Source organism: Streptomyces sp. NPDC091271, assembly GCF_044757505.1.
Lineage (GTDB): Bacteria > Actinomycetota > Actinomycetes > Streptomycetales > Streptomycetaceae > Streptomyces.
The window spans coordinates 34,606-51,538 of the sequence record NZ_JBIVVD010000009.1; the positions used below are offsets into that span (position 1 = coordinate 34,606).

The window sequence follows — 16,933 nt, forward strand, 5'->3', positions numbered from 1 at the left end:
ATCAGCACCGCTGCGGCGACTGCGTCGGTCAGGCTGAGCGCAGGTCGAGTACGCATGGCGGCTCCCGGGACGGACGAGGGTGGGATGTACGGATCGCGGGGAACGCCGCGGTGTGTCCACATCTTGTCCAGGCCCGGATTCCCGCTGCAACGGCTGGCGGGGCATGCGGGACGCTGGAACGTCTCCACGTACTCTGACCTGCGCGGACACCACGTCCCTGGAACGCGCTCCGGGAACGCACGGAAGGGGAACGGTCGAAGTGGGCACAGAGATCCAGGACTTCGCGGCGCTGCTCAGGGAGCTGAAGGAGAGGTCCGGGCTCAGTTACGGGGCGCTCGCCCAGAAGTTGCACATGAGCACCTCGACCGTGCACCGGTACTGCAACGGTGACGCCGTTCCTCATGACTACGCGCCCGTCGAGCGCTTCGCGCGGGTGTGCCGGGCCACCTCCGACGAGTTGATGGCCCTTCACCGGAAATGGATCCTGGCCGACGAGGCGAAGCGGCGGGGGCCTCGGAAGCCGCAGGCGGCCGGGGCCGCCGGCGGGACCCCTGACGAGCCCGACGCGTCCGACGCACCCGCTCCCGGTTCCGTACCCGCTCCCGCGCTCGCGGAGTCCGAGCCCGCCGCGACCGAACCGGCGAGCCCTGGGCCGGCACTTACCGACGGCGTCTCTTCCCGGGAAGAAGCGGAACCACAGGCGCGGACCGAAACGGAATCCGTATCGGAGGACGTGACACCCCAGGGACCGCGGCCCGGCGGCGTACCCGCTCCGCGTCGCCGCACCAGCAGGAAGCTGCGCGTCCTGTTCACCGCCGTGGCGGTCGTGGCGCTCACCGTTTCCGCGGCTCTCACCGTCCGCGGCCTCGGGAGTGACGAGCCTTCGGACGACGGACGGGCGGAGGTGGGGCTCAGCATCTCGCCGGTCGTGCCCACCGGCAGGGCGAGCGGGAGCGTGAAGCCCAGCAAGAGCGGCAGCCCGTCCGCCGAGTCCAGCCGAACCGCTTCCCCGACGGCCGGCGGGAAGAGCGCCAGACCTTCGCCGTCCTCGCGCCGGCCGGAGAGCAGCGGCGGTGGCGTACCCGTGCACGCGACCATCAGTTCGTACAACTGGGAATCGCCCTGCGGGCAGTACTACTTGTTCGACCAGGCGCCCGACGACCTGCCGCCGGCGCCCCCGCCTCAGGACACCCGTGGCTGGGCGCGGGTCCTCGACGGTGTGGACGGGGGTGACATGAAGCTCGAACTCACCCTCCAGGGGACGTCCGGCGAGGCGGTCGTGCTGAACGGGCTGCACGTACGGGTGCTGGGACGCAACGCCCCGCTCGCCTGGGGCGCGTATTCGATGGGGAACGGCTGTGGAGGGGGCATCACGCCGCAGACCTTCGACATCGACCTGGACGACAGCCGGCCGCGTACCAAGCCCGTCGCGGGCGAGGACGCCGGCGTGGCCGTCCCCGCGAAGGACTTCCCGTACCGGGTGAGCTCCACCGACGTGGAGGTCTTCCACCTCGACGCGCATGTGGAGGGGCACGACGTCACCTGGTACCTGGAGCTGGAGTGGACCAGCGGTGGCAGGAGCGGGATGCTGCGCATCGACGACGGGGGCAAGCCCTTCCGTACGAGCAGCCTCAAGGCTCGGCCGTCGTACTACTACCGCTCGGACACGGCCCAGTGGGTCCCGGAGGAGTGGGGCCCGGAGGATCAGTGACGGCCGGGCACGGTGCGGCCCGGCCGCGGCCTCAGCGGCTCAGGACGGTCTCCTGCTCCATGCGTGACAGCTTCTCGGGGTTGCGCACGGCGTAGAGACCGGTGATGAGGCCGTCGTCGATGCGTACCGTCACCACGGTGTCGAGCGTGCCGCCGACCCTGACGACCAGCGCCGGGCAGGCATTGACGTCTGCCGTCCGCAGCGACAGCGCGGTGGCCTTGCCCAGCCCGCCGATCAGCAGCCGGGCCACCTTGCCGGCCCCCACGACGGGCCGGAGGACGGCCTGTCTGACTCCGCCGCCGTCCCCGAGGAGGACGGCATCGGGGGCGAGTACGTCGAGCAGGCCCTGCAGATCGCCCGTTTCCACCGCGCGCCTGAACGCTTCGAGCGCGCCCCGGGTCTCGGCGGGGGAAACCGTCCCGCGCGGGCGGCGTGCCGCGACGTGTGACCGTGCCCGGTGGGCGGTCTGGCGGACCGCTGCGGGGCTCTTGCCCACGGCTTCGGCGATCTCCTCGTAGTCGAGGGCGAACACCTCGCGCAGCACGAACACCGCCCGCTCGGCCGGTGTGAGCGTCTCCATCACCAGCAGCATCGCCATCGAGACACTGTCGGCCAGCTCGACATCGTCCGCCACGTCGGGCGCGGTGAGCAGTGGCTCGGGCAGCCAGGTGCCGACGTAGGACTCCTTGCGGCGGCCGAGCGTGCGCAGCCGGCCCAGCGCCTGCCGCGTGGCGATCCGGACGAGGTAGGCCCGGGGATCCCGCACCGTGCCGAGGTCGACGTCCGCCCACCGCAGCCAGGTCTCCTGGAGGGCGTCCTCCGCGTCGGCGGCCGAGCCGAGCATCTCGTAGGCGACGGTGAACAGCAGGTTGCGGTGGGCGACGAACGCCTCGGTCGCGGGGTCGGGGCGCCCCTCACCGGCGAGCTGCCCGGCCGCGTCCCTGCTGTGTGCTCGTTCGCTCTCCACCGGCTGCTCCTGTCTGTCCGCTGTCGACGGTGCCACGCGCACAAGATGCCGGCGGCCGCCACTCCGTGACATCGGCGAGCGGTGATTCAGGTCACAGGGGTGGTCCCGTCACAGGGGACGCGTCGGCGGCATCTCGTGTTCGTCCGAGTGCACGACCACGAGTGAGGACGACGTCATGGACGCACGGTTCAACCTTTTCGAGAACGAGATCGGTATGAAGTTCGCCAAGCGGTTCGCCGGCACGGGGCTGGTGGTCCAGCAGTCGGCGCTGCCGAAGTCCACGCAGGAGCTGGTGTCGCTGCGCGTCAGCCAGATCAACGGCTGCGGGCACTGCATCGACATGCACGTCAAGGAGGCGGCGGCCGCCGGCGAGACCGCGGTCCGGCTCCATCTGGTCGCCGCCTGGCGCGAGTCCACCGTGTTCACCGAGGCCGAGCAGGCGGCACTGGCGCTCGCCGAGGAGGGCACGCGGCTCGCCGACGCCCAGCCGGGTGTGTCCGACGAGACCTGGGCGCAGGTGCGCAAGCACTACGACGACGACCAGGTCGCCGCGCTGATCTCCCTGGTCGCCCTGATGAACGCGGCCAACCGGCTCGCCGTGATCACGCACCTGAAGGGGGGCTCCTACGAGTCCGGCGCCTTCGCCGCCGCGTTCGACTGACCGGCGGAACGCGAACGGGCCCGGCCGGGATCGAGTGATCCCGGCCGGGCCCGTGCGGGCAGCCGAAGGGTCAGAGGCGCTCGGGCGTCCTGATGCCGAGCAGCTTCATGCCCTGGTGCAGGGTGCGGGCGGTGAGCTCCACGAGGAAGAGCCGGTTCTCGACGACCTCCGGAGCGTTCTCGTCGCTGAGCACCTGGCACTGGTCGTAGAACGTGGTGAGGTGCGAGGCCAGCTGGTAGAGGTACGCGGCCAGCTTGTGCGGCTCGGACCCCTCGGCCACCTCGTCCAGGACCGCGCCGAACTGGTCAAGGTGCAGGCCCAGCGCACGCTCGGCCGGCGCCAGGTCCAGCTCCGGGTGCGCGGCGGGCTTCGCGTCGCCCGCCTTGCGGAGGATGGAGCGGATCCGGGCGTAGGCGTACTGGAGGTACACCGAGGTGTCGCCGTTGAGCGACACCATCTGGTCAAGGTCGAACTTGTAGTCCCGCACGGCGGAGGTCGACAGGTCCGCGTACTTCACGGCGCCGACACCGACGTACCGGCCGTTCTCGACGATCTCGTCCTCGGACAGGCCCACCTTCTCGGCCTTCTCCCGGACCACCGCGGTGGCCCGCTCGACCGCCTCGTCGAGGAGGTCCTCCAGCCGGACGGTGGTGCCCTCACGGGTCTTGAACGGCTTGCCGTCCTTGCCGAGGACCGTGCCGAAGGCGAGCTGGTGCGCCTTGACGTCGTCGTTCAGCCAGCCGGCGCGGCGGGCCGTCTCGAAGACCATCTTGAAGTGCAGGGACTGCCGGGCGTCCACGACGTAGAGCAGGGTGTCGGCCTTGAGGTCCTGCACCCGGTTGCGGATCGCGGAGAGGTCGGTCGCCGCGTAGCCGTAGCCGCCGTTGGTCTTCTTGACGATCAGCGGGACCGGGTTGCCGTCGGGGCCCTTGACGTCGTCGAAGAACACGCACAGGGCGCCCTCGGAGCGGACGGCGACGCCCGTCTCCTCCAGGATCCGGCAGGTCTCCTCGAGCATGTCGTTGTAACCGGACTCGCCGACGATGTCGGGGTCGTCGATCTCCATGTCGAGCTTGTCGAAGACCGAGTAGAAGTAGATCTTCGACTCGTCGACGAAGCGCTGCCAGTGCGCCAGCGTCTCCGGGTCACCGGCCTGGAGGGCCACCACCCGGTCACGGGAGCGGGCCTTGAACTCCTCGTCGGAGTCGAACAGGACCCGCGACGCCTTGTAGACGCGGTTCAGCGACGACATCGCCGCCTCGCCGTCGGCCGCGTCACTCTCGTGCTTCAGCTCGTCCGGGTGCTCGAAGAGGTACTGGATGAGCATGCCGAACTGGGTGCCCCAGTCGCCGATGTGGTGGCGCCGGACGACGTTCTCGCCGGTGAACTCCAGGATCTGGACCATCGCGTCACCGATGACCGCCGACCGCAGGTGGCCGACGTGCATCTCCTTGGCCACGTTCGGCTGGGCGTAGTCGATCACGGTCGTGCCGGGGGAGGCCTTCAGCGGGACGCCGAGCCGGTCGCCGTCGGCGGCGCGCGCGGCGAGCGTGCGGATGATCGCCCCGTCGGTGAGCGTGACGTTCAGGAAGCCGGGGCCGGACACCTCGATGTCCTTGATCAGGTCACCTGCCGGGAGGGCCGCGGTGACCTTGGAGGCCAGCTCACGCGGGTTGCCCTTGAGCTTCTTGGCGAGCGCGAGGATCCCGTTGGCCTGGAAGTCGGCCCGGTCGCTTCGGCGCAGCAGCGGGTCCGCGGTGCCGGCATCCGGCAGTGCTGCCGTCAGGGCGTCCGCCAGCTGCTGCTGGAGCGTGGAAGCGAGGGAAGGGACCGAAGCCATGAGCCGGCTGCCGTTTCGGTAGAGGACAAAGGATCACCCCAGTATCCCACGGGGTGTAAAGCCGTTTTCGCGCTGCGGTCGGTACCTGGGAGAATGGGGGTGCCCCTCATGGGGGACGCCCCTACGAGTCCTACACGAGAGAAGGACGTGCCGACCGTGGCTTCGAGTCAGAGCAGCACCGAGACCGACTGGGTCTCCCGCTTCGCGGACGATGTCATCGCCGAATCGGAGCGACGTGCGCCTGGCAAACCGGTCGTCGTCGCGTCCGGGCTCTCCCCGTCGGGCCCGATCCACCTGGGCAACCTCCGCGAGGTCATGACCCCGCACCTGGTCGCCGACGAGATCCGCCGCCGCGGGTACACCGTGCGGCACCTGATCTCCTGGGACGACTACGACCGCTACCGCAAGGTGCCGAACGGGGTCGAGGGCGTCGACGACTCCTGGCAGGCGCACATCGGCAAGCCGCTGACCTCGGTGCCCGCCCCGGCCGGGTCGGCGTACCCGAACTGGGCCGAGCACTTCAAGGCCGCGATGACCCAGGCCCTGGACGAGCTCGGCGTGGAGTACGACGGGATCAGCCAGACCGAGCAGTACCTGGCGGGCACGTACCGCGAGCAGGTCCTGCACGCGATGAAGCACCGGGCGGACATCGACGCCGTGCTGGACCGCTACCGCACCAAGAAGGACGGTGCGGCGGGCGCCAAGGGCGGCGGCAAGAAGCCGCAGCAGAAGAAGGTCGACGAGGCCGAGCTGGAGGCCGCCGAGGGCTCCGGCGCGGCGGACGAGGACGACGGCAGCTCGAACGCCGCCGGCTACTTCCCGTACAAGCCCTACTGCGGCAACTGCGAGAAGGACCTCACCGTCGTCACGTCCTACGACGACGACACGACCGAGCTGAACTACACCTGCTCGGCCTGCGGCTTCGCCGAGACGGTCCGGCTCAACGAGTTCAACCGCGGCAAGCTGGTCTGGAAGGTCGACTGGCCGATGCGCTGGGCCTACGAGGGTGTGATCTTCGAGCCCAGCGGCGTGGACCACTCCTCGCCGGGCTCCTCCTTCGTCGTCGGCGGCCAGATCGTGCGCGAGGTCTTCGACGGTGTCCAGCCGATCGGGCCGATGTACGCGTTCGTCGGGATCTCCGGCATGGCGAAGATGTCCTCCAGCAAGGGCGGCGTGCCGACCCCGGCCGACGCGCTGAAGATCATGGAGGCGCCGCTGCTGCGCTGGCTGTACGCGCGCCGCAGGCCGAACCAGTCCTTCAAGATCGCCTTCGACCAGGAGATCCAGCGTCTGTACGACGAGTGGGACTCGCTGGCCCGCAAGGTGGCGGACGGCACGGTGCTGCCCGCCGACGCCGCCGCGTACGCCCGGGCCATCGGCACGGCCGCCGGGGAACTGCCCAGCACCCCCCGCCCGCTGCCGTACCGCACGCTCGCCTCGGTCGCCGACATCACCGCCGGCGCGGAGGACCAGACGCTGCGCATCCTCAGCGAGCTCGACCCGGAGAACCCGCTGACCTCGCTCGACGAGGCACGGCCCCGGCTCGACCGCGCCGAGAACTGGATCACCACCCAGGTGCCGGCCGAAGCCCGCACCATCGTCCGTGACGAGCCGGACAAGGAGCTGCTGGGCTCCCTGGACGAGCAGGGCCGTGAGTCGCTGCGGCTGCTGCTGGAAGGGCTCGACTCGCACTGGTCGCTGGACGGTCTGACCACGCTCGTCTACGGGGTGCCGAAGGTGCTGGAGGGCCTGGCGCCGGACGCCAAGCCGACGCCCGAGCTGAAGGTCGCCCAGCGCTCCTTCTTCGCGCTGCTGTACCGGCTGCTCGTCGGCCGCGACACCGGGCCGCGCCTGCCCACGCTCCTTCTGGCGGTCGGAGCGGACCGGGTGCGGACGCTGCTCGGCGCGTAGCACCACGGGATACGACAACGGGCGGGCCGCTCAGCGGCCCGCCCGTTTCCTTCTGTCCGCTTCCGCTTCTACGCGATGTGGTCCGCGGCCATCTCGCTGTCGAAGCGCTGCTTGAAGCCGGGCAGTAGCCGACGGAGCAGGGCGGCGCTGCGCGGGTGGTGGACGTTGTGGACGTCCGAAAGGGTTATGTCGAGCGCCTCAGCACTCGGGTGGGTCTGGTGCTGGTGCGTGTACTCGGCGTACGCCTCGTACGCGAACTTGCTGAACTCGGCCTCGGCCTCGGCCCATTCGGTCGGGTCGGGCTCCTGGGCCACGTCCTGCTCCTGCTCCTGTCCGGGGCCCGGCTCGGCGGAGCGGGGGTGCGGGAACGCGCCGATCGTGCCCACGTTGCCCAGCGGGCGGGTCCGGTTGCCGGCGCCCGAGGGGATCATGACCGGGGCGGGCTCCATGCCCTCGTCGTACTCCGGGTCGTACGCGCCCTCGTACGTCTCGTCCAGGACCCTGGAGGCCGCGAACCAGGGGCTGTCGTGCGCACCGGGGTCCTCGTGGGGGTACTGCTGCTGGGCTTGCTGGTGCTGCTCCTGGTGCTGCTGGTCGTACGCGTCGTACGGGGCCGGCTGCTCCTGCGGCTGCGGCTGCGACTCCGGGGCGTAAGGGAGTTGGGGGTGCTGCTGCTCCGTCTCCACGGCTGCCGGTGCGGGCGGCAGCAGGGCCGGCTCGATGCCCGCGGCGGCGAGGCCGGCCGGGGCGGTCTCGGCGAGCGGGACGCCGTACTTCGCCAGGCGCAGCGGCATCATCGACTCGACGGGTGCCTTGCGCCGCCAGTTGCGGCCGAAGCGGGCCTGGAGGCGGGCCTGGTAGATCAGCCGGTCCTGTTCGAGCTTGATGACCTGCTCGTAACTGCGCAGCTCCCACAGCTTCATCCGGCGCCACAGTTTGAAGGTGGGGACGGGGGAGAGCAACCAGCGGGTGAGGCGGACGCCCTCCATGTGCTTGTCGGCCGTGATGTCCGCGATCCGGCCCACCGCGTGCCGTGCGGCCTCGACGGCGACGACGAACAGGATGGGGATCACCGCGTGCATGCCGGTGCCCAGCGGGTCGGGCCAGGCGGCGGCGCCGTTGAAGGCGATCGTCGCCGCGGTCAGCAGCCAGGCGGTCTGACGCAGCAGCGGGAAGGGGATGCGCATCCACGTCAGCAGCAGGTCCAGCGCGAGCAGGACGCAGATGCCCGCGTCGATGCCGATCGGGAAGACGACCGAGAACTCGCCGAAGCCCTTCTCCTCCGCGAGTTCGCGCACAGCGGCGTACGAGCCCGCGAAACCGATCGCGGCGATGAGCACGGCCCCGGCGACGACGACCCCGATGAGCACGCGGTGTGTGCGTGTCAGCTGCATGGCGGCCACCCGCGAATCCCCTCCCGACTTGGATGAACCGGTTCCACTTCGGCACCCGGCGCGCGCACAGCCTGGCACACGCCGGCCGGACGTGTTGCGTGGGGAGGGGCCGTAGCCCGGTACTCGGGGAAGTACCGGGCTACGTCAAGGCGCCTCTGGGCAGGGGAGTTGGCGCTCCTGCGGGGCTCAGGTCACGACTTGTCGACGGCCTTGGAGGACGACTTGGCGGGCGACTTGGAGGGCGACTTCGCGGACGTCTTCGCCGACGACTTCGACGACGGGGAGGACGATGCCTTGGCGGAGGGGGAGGCCGAGGACTTCCCTGCTCCGGCGTCGTCGCCGACCGCGGCGACGGCCTCCTTGGCAGCCTTCTGGGCGCCCTTGAGGATGTCGGCGGCGGAGGGCGTCTTGGAGCCGGCGAACCCGGCCCCGTTGTAGGTGACGGTGACGACGACGTTCCCCGTGCGGGCCACGACCGTGGCGTACTCGAAGTCCTCGCTCGACTTGCTCAGCCCGTACGTGACAGAGGTGGCCTGCTCACCGAGGCCGGTGGCGGGCTTGGCCGAGGCCTTCTCGGCACCCTCGGTCGCCTGCGCCTTGGAGACCTGCTTCGTGTACTCGTCCGTCGCGCGCTTGGCCCCGCTGCCCAGGGACTGGTCGGAGTCGAAGCGGGTGAAGCCGACGTCGAGCCAGCGGTACTGCGAGCCCTTGACGCCGTTGTCGTCCAGGCCGTTCCAGGAGCAGCCGCCACGGCTCGCGGTGTCGCTGGACTTGCTCGGGGTGCCGCCCTTGGTCTTGGCCTTCGGAACCAGGTCCTCGATCGTCTTCTTCCCGATCGAGGTGCAGGCGTCGGGCAGCGTGGTGAACTTCGCGGGCTCGACGGTGGGCTCGGACTTCTTCGCGCTCGGGGAGGCCGAGGAGGCGGAGCCCTTCGCGTCGTCGGAGTCCGACGAGCAGCCGGCGACGACGAGCATCACCGGAACGGCGGCGCAGGCGAGTATGCGGGACAGTCGCGGGGCTGATCGGTGCATGGTTCCTTCACTCGGACGGCACGGCGGTCTCGGTCGTGCGGGTGGTCGGGCGGTACGCCGGTCGCTGCGTCGGTTCGCTACGTCGGGCGGTGTGTCTCGCGGTATGTCGGTCGGTGTGTCGGTCGGGGGCCACGGTACGACGGACGGCGACCGGATGCCGCCTTCGGCCGGAGGCCCCGGGGTGCTCCCCGAACCCCGGCCGGAGGCCGTCGGGGCCTGGTCAGTCGCTGAGGGCCTCGTCCAGTTTCCGGGCCAGGGCCTGGGCCTTCTCCTGCAGTTCCCTGCTGTCGGGAACCTCCGTGACGCGGGCCGGCTGCTCGGTGTAGTGGACGGTGACGATGACGTTCGATGTGCGGAATACCACGCTCACGGTGCGGTGCTGCGCGGTGGAACCGGCCCGGGTGAGAGTGTCGTCCAGGAACGCGGCGTCCCCGAGCTCGTCGAGCAGCCGCGGCCGGAGGTCCTCGTCGGGGTCGGCGTCGGTGGTGCTGCCGGACGGGTCGGCGGAGGGCGAGGCGGACGACGAGCCGCCCGGGGAGCCGGACGGTGTGCTGCCGGCCGACGCGGATGCCGATCCGCTGGGTGTCTCGCTGGGGGTGGCACCTGCCGAGGTGGTGGGGAGGGCGGCGGCGTCCTGCTTCTCCGCGTACACGTCCCGGGCGCGGTCGTCGTCGCTCACCGCGGGGTCGTACGACACGACGCGCTCGAAGTCGATGGACAGATCCCGGGAGGCGTCCGGGGCGTCCGACTTCCAGCGGCAGCCGACCTTGCGGTCGGTGTCGTAGGTGACGGCGGCCGTGCCCTCGTACACCTTCTCCTGCTGCTCCTCGGGCAGTCCGGCGGCGCCGGGCAGCAGGTCCTTGAGCGTGGAGAGCGGTACGGCACGGCAGGATTCGGGCAGCGTCCGGTATTTCCCGGGAGGCGCGGCCGTGACCGTCGGGCTGCCGGGCTTGCTGTCGGCGGCGGGGTCGTCGGCGTCGGAGCCGGCGCTGCAGCCGGCGACGAGCGCCACGAGAAGCGCGACGCCGGGTACGTACGCCATGTGTCGCACGGTCCCAGGCTCCCTTCGGTACGAAAACGGGTTGCCGCTCGATAGCGGCCGATGGACACAATGTGTATCGCACGCGCCGCTGTGAATGCCGGTCGGCCGACCTGTATGCCGACCTAGGCACCGGTTTTGCGCTTTCAGTCTTTTTCGGGGGAATCGAGGAGTTATGTCGTATGTAGAGGTACCGGGTGCGCAGGTTCCCATCCGCATGTGGGCGGATCCGGCGTCGGTCGAGGACGTCGCGATGCAGCAGCTGCGGAACGTGTCCACACTGCCCTGGATCAAGGGCCTCGCGGTCATGCCGGACGTCCACTTCGGCAAGGGCGCGACCGTCGGCTCGGTGATCGCGATGCACGGAGCGGTCTGCCCGGCCGCGGTGGGCGTGGACATCGGCTGCGGGATGTCGGCGGTGAAGACGTCGCTCACGGCCAACGACCTGCCGGGAGACCTCTCACGACTGCGGTCGAAGATCGAGCAGGCGATCCCGGTGGGCCGGGGGATGCACGACGACACGGTCGATCCGGGCAAGCTCCACGGCTTCCCGACCAGCGGCTGGGACGACTTCTGGTCCCGGTTCGACGGCATCGCCGACGCGGTCAAATTCCGTCAGGAACGCGCCACGAAGCAGATGGGAACGCTCGGATCGGGCAACCACTTCATCGAGTTCTGTCTCGACGAGGCCGGAGCGGTGTGGCTGATGCTGCACTCCGGCTCCCGGAACATCGGCAAGGAGCTCGCCGACTTCCACATCGGACAGGCCCAGAAGCTTCCGCACAACCAGGGCCTGGTCGACCGTGACCTGGCGGTCTTCATCGCCGACACCCCGCAGATGGCGGCGTACCGCAACGATCTGTTCTGGGCGCAGGAGTACGCCAAGTACAACCGCTCGATCATGATGGGCCTCTTCCAGGACGTGGTCCGGAAGGAATTCAAGAAGGCCAGGGTCACGTTCGAGCCGGTCATCTCCTGCCACCACAACTACGTGGCGGAGGAGCGGTACGACGGCATGGACCTGCTGGTCACCCGGAAGGGCGCGATCCGTGCGGGCTCGGGGGAGTTCGGGATCATCCCCGGCTCCATGGGGACCGGCTCGTACATCGTGAAGGGGCTGGGGAACGCGAAGTCGTTCAACTCCGCCTCGCACGGCGCGGGTCGGCGGATGAGCAGGAACGCCGCCAAGCGGAAGTTCTCCACGCAGGACCTCGAGGACCAGACGCGGGGCGTGGAGTGCCGCAAGGACTCCGGTGTGGTGGACGAGATCCCGGCGGCGTACAAGCCGATCGAGCGGGTCATCGACCAGCAGCGGGATCTGGTCGAGGTCGTCGCGAAGCTCAAGCAGGTCGTGTGCGTGAAGGGCTGAGACGGGGCCGGTGCCGCTAGCGGTGCCGGCCCCGGCCCACCGGGGGTTCAGCGGGTGCGGTGCACCTTGGAGTTGGAGGCCTGGGCTCGGGGGCGGACCACCAGCAGGTCGATGTTGACGTGGCTGGGGCGGGTGACGGCCCAGGTGATCGTGTCGGCCACGTCGTCGGCGGAGAGCGGGGCGTCGACGCCCGCGTAGACCTTGGCGGCCTTCTCGGTGTCGCCCCGGAATCGGGTGGTGGCGAACTCCTCGGTCTTGACCATGCCGGGAGCGACCTCGATCACCCGGACCGGGGTGCCGACGATCTCCAGACGGAGGGTCTCCGCCAGCACGTGCTCGCCGTGCTTGGCCGCGACATAGCCGCCACCGCCCTCGTACGTGGAGAGACCGGCCGTCGACGACAGGATCACGACGGTGCCGTCGCCGCTCGCGGTGAGGGCGGGGAGCAGGGCCTGGGTGACGTTGAGCGTGCCGATGACATTGGTCTCGTACATCTGGCGCCAGTCGGCGGGGTCACCCGTGGCGACGGGGTCGGCCCCCAAGGCTCCGCCGGCGTTGTTGACCAGGACGGCCAGGGACCGGAACGCGGTGGCGAACTCGTCGACCGCCGCGCGGTCGGTGACGTCCAGGGCGTAGGCCGTGGCCTGGTGGCCCGCTTCGGTGAGCTCGGCCGCCAGCGCCTCTATGCGGTCCTTGCGGCGTGCGGTGAGCACCACGCGGTATCCGGCGGCGGCCAGCTGCCTGGCGGTCGCGGCGCCGATGCCGCTGCTCGCGCCGGTGATGACGGCGATGGGGGTGGCGGCCATGGGAACTCCTCGGGCAGCTGATCGATACGGGCCCAGGATAGGCGTGGGCGTCCGGCCCGGGCCCAGCGGTTTGCGGGTTCAGTGGTTGCGGGGGGCGTACATGATCAACGCCATGCCGGCCAGGCAGACCAGTGCGCCGGTCACGTCCCAGCGGTCCGGGCGGTAGCCGTCGGCGACCATGCCCCAGGCGATCGAACCGGCGACGAACACCCCGCCGTACGCCGCGAGGATCCGGCCGAAGTCACCGTCCGGCTGGAGCGTGGCCACGAAACCGTAGGCGCCGAGGGCGATGACACCCGCGCCGATCCAGATCCAGCCACGGTGCTCACGCACGCCCTGCCAGACGAGCCAGGCGCCCCCGATCTCGAAGAGCGCGGCCACGACGAAGAGGGCGACGGAACGAGCGACGAGCATGGGGCCAGCGTGTCACGCGGGGACGAGGCCGTGGTGCGTGGAGGCCCGGCCGACGGTGTCGGGTCGTGAGGGCGGGCGGTGAGCGGGGCGTGAGGGCGGGCGGTGAGCGGGGCGTGAGGGTGAGCCGTGCGAGTGGGCCAGGCGCGGCGAACGGGTCGGTGGGCAGGGGTGACCAGCGGCCTGTCGGTACGTTCGGCGGATGCGAGCGACGCGTAGAGCAGTACTGAACGTGCCCGTCGTGACGGCGATGGTGGCGGCTGTGGTGCTGGGGCCGGGGCTCTCCGCCGTGGCCGAGCCGGCGCCGCGAGGGATCGCGCCGGAGGCGGACGTGTCCCACCACGGACGCGTCTCTCTCCAGGAGGAGCGGATCGGGATCCAGCTGCGGACCGGGAACCGGGGGCCGTCGCCACTCGACGACGCGACCGTGCGGCTGCGCTTCTCCGTGCCGCTCGCGCCCTGGCAGAGGCTGCCCCAGGGCTGTCTGCGCAGCGACAGCCGGACGGTGCTGTGCGGGACCGGTCCGCTGCGCGTGGCCGCGGAGGCGAGGCGCACCGCCCTCGGCCTGCGCCTCGCGAGCCGGCCGGCCGAGGTCGTGGTGCGGGTGGACACCCTGTGGAACGGCGGCGCGAGCGACCGGAACCGGCGGAACGATACGCATGAGGTGCTGGCCCTTTCCACGGGCGACGCGTACGCCTTCTGAGGCTGAGGCGGGGCTGGACCGTCCGGGGCCGGTCATCGGCCGAGGGCCCGTCGCAGGGCGTCGGGGCCGGGGCGCTCGCCCGCCCAGGCGATGTATCCGTCGGGGCGGATGAGCAGCGTGGTCGTGCGGTCGCCCGCCCAGTGAGCGTGGACGAGCGGGGCCGGTCCGGTCGGAGGGGCGGCGGCGCCGCGCGGTGTGACCAGGACGAAGGAGCCGTCGCGCAGGAGCTCCGGCAGACGGCCTTCGGCGAGCCGCAGGTCGGGGGCGCGGGTGCCCGCGAGACGGTGGCTGCCCTTCGGTGCGCCGTAGGAGATCCCGACTCCGGAGATCCTTCCGATGACCTTGTCCGAGGCCGGGCGCGCGACGGAGAGGGCGCGGGTGAGGACGGTCCGCACGAGCCGCTGCAGCGGGGTCCTGGCCATGGCCAGGCGGATGATCGCACCGCTGGCGCGCAGGACCTGGGAGCCGACCGGGTGCCTCTCGGCGTGGTAGCTGTCGAGCAGCGCTTCCGGGTCGGTGGCGTGCCCGCGCAGGACGGCGGCGAGCTTCCAGGAGAGGTTCGCCGCGTCCTGGAGGCCGGTGTTCATGCCCTGACCCCCTGCCGGGGAATGGACGTGGGCGGCGTCGCCGGCGAGGAAGACCCGGCCCGTGCGGTAGGCGGGCACCTGGCGTTCGTCGCTGTGGAACCGTGAGACCCAGCGGGCGTCGTGCATCCCGTAGTCGGTGCCGAGCGCCGTGCGTGTGATCTCGCGCAGTTCGTCGAGCTCCACGGGGTCGCTGTCGTCGGCCTGGTGGGTGCGGTTCCAGCCCATGACGCGATACCAGCCGTCGCCGAAGGGGGCGATGAAGGCGAAGGCGTCGCCCGTGCCGTTGACCGTGAGCACCCCGGAGGGTGCCTCGGCGAGCCGGACATCGGCCAGGACGATGGACTTGATCACGGCTTCACCGGGGAAGGGCAGGCCGAGGGCCCGGCGAACGGAGCTGTGCACCCCGTCCGCGCCCACGAGATACCGGGCCTCGATGGTGGAGCGGGTGCCGTCGGCGTCGCGTATCTCGGCGGTGACCGTGTCTCCGGCGGCGGGGCGGCTCAGGCCGAGCAGCTCCGTCCCGTACCGGAAGTGCACGCCGGCCTTGAGTGCGCGCTCGCCCAGCAGGCGTTCCACCTCGTACTGCGGGGTGATGAGGAGGAAGGGGAAGCGGGAGCGGAGCCGCGTGAGGTCGAGCGAGAGCCGGCCGAAGAGCCGCATCCGGCTGAGACGCGTGCCGGTCGCGACCAGCGCGTCGGCGAGACCTCGCGCGTCGAGCAGCTCCAGCGTGCGGGCGTGCACGGCGAAGGCGCGGGTCAGATTGCCCGTCTCCCGCGGGCGGCGCTCGACGAGGGTGACCGACAGGCCCTTTGCGGCGAGGTCACCCGCCAGGAGCAGGCCGGTGGGGCCCGCGCCCACGACGACGACATCGGTGGTGCCGGAGTGGCTGGCTCCCGTGCTGGACGTGCTGGACGTGCCGGTCATGGCGGCCTCCGTATGGCAAATGCCAACGCTTGTTGGTCAACGCTTGTTGGCAACGGTAGGGCGGATGGGTATGGCCTGTCAACGGATGTTGGCCTACAGTTGTTGGCATGACAGTGCGCGCCCCCTCCCCACGCCGCTCGGACGCCACCAAGGCGGCGATCCTCGAAGCCGCCCGTGAGCGGTTCGCCGCCGACGGGTACGAGCGCGCCACCATCAGGGCCATCGCCCGTGACGCGCGCATCGACCCGTCGATGGTGATGCGCTACTTCGGCTCCAAGGAGGGGTTGTTCGCCGCGGCCTCCGCGTTCGACCTGCGGCTGCCCGCCCTGGGCGCACTGCCCGGCAAGCACGTCGGCGCGGTGCTCGTCGGGCATTTCCTGGACCGCTGGGAGCAGGACGACGTGCTGACGGGCCTGCTCCGGGTCGGCGTCACCAACGGAGCGGGGGCCGAGCGGATGCGAGAGGTCTTCACCGCGCAGCTCGGGCCGATCACCGAGGGCGTCTGCCCCGATCCCGCCGACGCCCCCCGGCGTGCGGCGCTCGTGGCCTCGCAGATCCTGGGCATGGCGCTCGCCCGGTACGTCCTGCGGTTCGAGCCGGCCGTCGCGATGTCCCGGGAGGAGGTCGTCGCCTGGCTCGCGCCCACGGTTCAGCGCTATCTGACGGCCGAGCAGCCCTGAGCGGGGCGCCCGCGGCCCCTCAGGCCGTCGGTGCCTGGCTCCCCGGTCCGCCGAATTCGCGCACGGATTCCGTCACGATGGCTTCCAGGCGGGCATGGTGGGCGCCCCGCCAGTACACCCGGCCGCACGCGGTGCACTCCGCGAACACGTCGTAACCCGCCTGCGTGCCCTTCTCCAGCCTGGAGCTGACGGAGTCCTTGTCGGCCGCCGTGAGCTGCCCGTTGCAGGCGGTGCAGCGGGTCCACGGCGCCAGTACGGGGGCGAAGCGGCCCAGGACGTCGCGGAGCTGCTCCTCCGGCCGGTCGCTGTAGACGTACGCCCCCGCCCAGATCTCCCTGCGCCGGAGCAGCCCACGGTCGCGCGAGAGCATGACACGTCGCTGCTCCGCCGAGAGGGTGGCGAGCGCCGGGTCGCCGATGTCCTCGCTCTCGTACGCGGCGTCCACACCCAGGAGCCGCAACCGCCGTGCGAGCGTGCCGAGATGGACGTCGAGCAGGAAGCGCAGCGGTGCGCCCGGGACCTGCTGGGGGCGTCGCACCGCCCGCACCTCGACCAGTTCGCCGGATCCGGGGATGTGAGACACGGACACGGGACGGCCGTCGACGAGTAGCTGCCCGGCCTCGGTGAGCGGGACGCCGAGGGACTCCACGACATGTCCGAGGGTCGACGAGCCGTCCGTGGTGACGGCCGTGCGTCCGCGGCGGCGGTCGTGGGCGACGAAGAGCCGCAGTTCCGGGGCTACTTCGAGGGTGATCTCGGGTCCGTTCACCTGGTCAGGATGCCATTGCGCGAGACGCGGCGGCGAGGGCTTTCCGGTCGCCGCGCAGGTGCGGGCCACGGCCGGCGGGCCGTCCGCCGGCCCTGGCCTTGTCGCGGCGGTCCGGAACATCCTGCCCCGG

15 protein-coding genes are annotated in these 16,933 nt (G+C 71.0%); 6 read left to right on the top strand and 9 right to left on the bottom strand.

Going from position 1 to position 16,933, the window contains the following annotated elements:
- Nucleotides 1-259 precede the first annotated feature (259 nt).
- The gene (locus tag ACIQM3_RS32425; RefSeq protein ID WP_401630712.1) at nt 260-1,711 is read left to right on the top strand and encodes a helix-turn-helix domain-containing protein; all 1,452 of its coding nucleotides are present in this window, start codon (nt 260-262) and stop codon (nt 1,709-1,711) included.
- A gap of 31 nt (nt 1,712-1,742) precedes the next feature.
- On the opposite strand, the gene ACIQM3_RS32430 is transcribed toward ACIQM3_RS32425, so the two are convergent.
- Nucleotides 1,743-2,720: an RNA polymerase sigma-70 factor gene (locus tag ACIQM3_RS32430; protein ID WP_401630714.1), complete on the bottom strand. Its 978-nt coding sequence runs from the start codon at nt 2,718-2,720 to the stop codon at nt 1,743-1,745.
- Nucleotides 2,721-2,853: 133 nt separating this feature from the next.
- On the opposite strand from ACIQM3_RS32430, the gene ACIQM3_RS32435 reads away from it, so the two are divergent.
- Nucleotides 2,854-3,339 (top strand): carboxymuconolactone decarboxylase family protein, encoded by a 486-nt coding sequence (locus ACIQM3_RS32435; protein ID WP_401630716.1) that lies wholly within the window; start codon nt 2,854-2,856, stop codon nt 3,337-3,339.
- A gap of 70 nt (nt 3,340-3,409) precedes the next feature.
- Here ACIQM3_RS32435 and argS read toward each other — a convergent pair whose 3' ends face one another.
- Nucleotides 3,410-5,179 carry an arginine--tRNA ligase gene (gene argS / locus ACIQM3_RS32440; protein WP_401630718.1) on the bottom strand — a complete coding sequence of 590 codons (1,770 nt, stop codon included), beginning with the start codon at nt 5,177-5,179 and terminating at the stop codon, nt 3,410-3,412.
- A 147-nt stretch (nt 5,180-5,326) separates the two neighbouring features.
- Between argS and lysS the strand changes: the two genes are divergently transcribed.
- Nucleotides 5,327-7,090, top strand: a complete 1,764-nt coding sequence (gene lysS, locus ACIQM3_RS32445) for a lysine--tRNA ligase (RefSeq protein ID WP_401630720.1) — start codon at nt 5,327-5,329, stop codon at nt 7,088-7,090.
- A 68-nt stretch (nt 7,091-7,158) separates the two neighbouring features.
- Here the strand turns inward: lysS and ACIQM3_RS32450 are convergent, their stop codons facing one another.
- The 3 genes from ACIQM3_RS32450 to ACIQM3_RS32460 all read right to left on the bottom strand — a co-directional run bounded on the left by ACIQM3_RS32450 (nt 7,159) and on the right by ACIQM3_RS32460 (nt 10,557).
- Nucleotides 7,159-8,493: a DUF2637 domain-containing protein gene (locus ACIQM3_RS32450; RefSeq protein ID WP_401630722.1), complete on the bottom strand. Its 1,335-nt coding sequence runs from the start codon at nt 8,491-8,493 to the stop codon at nt 7,159-7,161.
- Between the two features lie 182 nt (nt 8,494-8,675).
- Nucleotides 8,676-9,515 (bottom strand): DUF3558 domain-containing protein, encoded by an 840-nt coding sequence (locus ACIQM3_RS32455; protein ID WP_401630724.1) that lies wholly within the window; start codon nt 9,513-9,515, stop codon nt 8,676-8,678.
- A 220-nt stretch (nt 9,516-9,735) separates the two neighbouring features.
- A complete protein-coding gene (locus ACIQM3_RS32460; RefSeq protein WP_401630726.1) occupies nt 9,736-10,557 on the bottom strand; it encodes a DUF3558 domain-containing protein in 822 nt (273 codons plus the stop codon).
- Nucleotides 10,558-10,729: 172 nt separating this feature from the next.
- On the opposite strand from ACIQM3_RS32460, the gene ACIQM3_RS32465 reads away from it, so the two are divergent.
- Nucleotides 10,730-11,923, top strand: coding sequence for an RtcB family protein (locus ACIQM3_RS32465; RefSeq protein ID WP_401630728.1), 1,194 nt, complete (start codon nt 10,730-10,732; stop codon nt 11,921-11,923).
- A gap of 47 nt (nt 11,924-11,970) precedes the next feature.
- Here the strand turns inward: ACIQM3_RS32465 and ACIQM3_RS32470 are convergent, their stop codons facing one another.
- Together ACIQM3_RS32470 and ACIQM3_RS32475 are read right to left on the bottom strand one after the other, a co-directional pair.
- Nucleotides 11,971-12,729 carry an SDR family NAD(P)-dependent oxidoreductase gene (locus ACIQM3_RS32470; protein WP_401630730.1) on the bottom strand — a complete coding sequence of 253 codons (759 nt, stop codon included), beginning with the start codon at nt 12,727-12,729 and terminating at the stop codon, nt 11,971-11,973.
- 78 nt (nt 12,730-12,807) lie between these two features.
- Nucleotides 12,808-13,143: a YnfA family protein gene (locus tag ACIQM3_RS32475; protein WP_401630731.1), complete on the bottom strand. Its 336-nt coding sequence runs from the start codon at nt 13,141-13,143 to the stop codon at nt 12,808-12,810.
- A gap of 199 nt (nt 13,144-13,342) precedes the next feature.
- Here ACIQM3_RS32475 and ACIQM3_RS32480 point away from each other — a divergent pair, with 199 nt between their 5' ends.
- A complete protein-coding gene (locus ACIQM3_RS32480; protein WP_401630733.1) occupies nt 13,343-13,843 on the top strand; it encodes a hypothetical protein in 501 nt (166 codons plus the stop codon).
- A gap of 32 nt (nt 13,844-13,875) precedes the next feature.
- Here the strand turns inward: ACIQM3_RS32480 and ACIQM3_RS32485 are convergent, their stop codons facing one another.
- Nucleotides 13,876-15,354, bottom strand: coding sequence for an FAD-dependent oxidoreductase (locus tag ACIQM3_RS32485; protein ID WP_401630735.1), 1,479 nt, complete (start codon nt 15,352-15,354; stop codon nt 13,876-13,878).
- Nucleotides 15,355-15,461: 107 nt separating this feature from the next.
- On the opposite strand from ACIQM3_RS32485, the gene ACIQM3_RS32490 reads away from it, so the two are divergent.
- Nucleotides 15,462-16,034, top strand: a complete 573-nt coding sequence (locus tag ACIQM3_RS32490; protein WP_401630737.1) for a TetR family transcriptional regulator — start codon at nt 15,462-15,464, stop codon at nt 16,032-16,034.
- A gap of 19 nt (nt 16,035-16,053) precedes the next feature.
- Here the strand turns inward: ACIQM3_RS32490 and ACIQM3_RS32495 are convergent, their stop codons facing one another.
- Nucleotides 16,054-16,803 (bottom strand): Mut7-C RNAse domain-containing protein, encoded by a 750-nt coding sequence (locus ACIQM3_RS32495; protein ID WP_401630739.1) that lies wholly within the window; start codon nt 16,801-16,803, stop codon nt 16,054-16,056.
- Nucleotides 16,804-16,933: the final 130 nt, after the last annotated feature.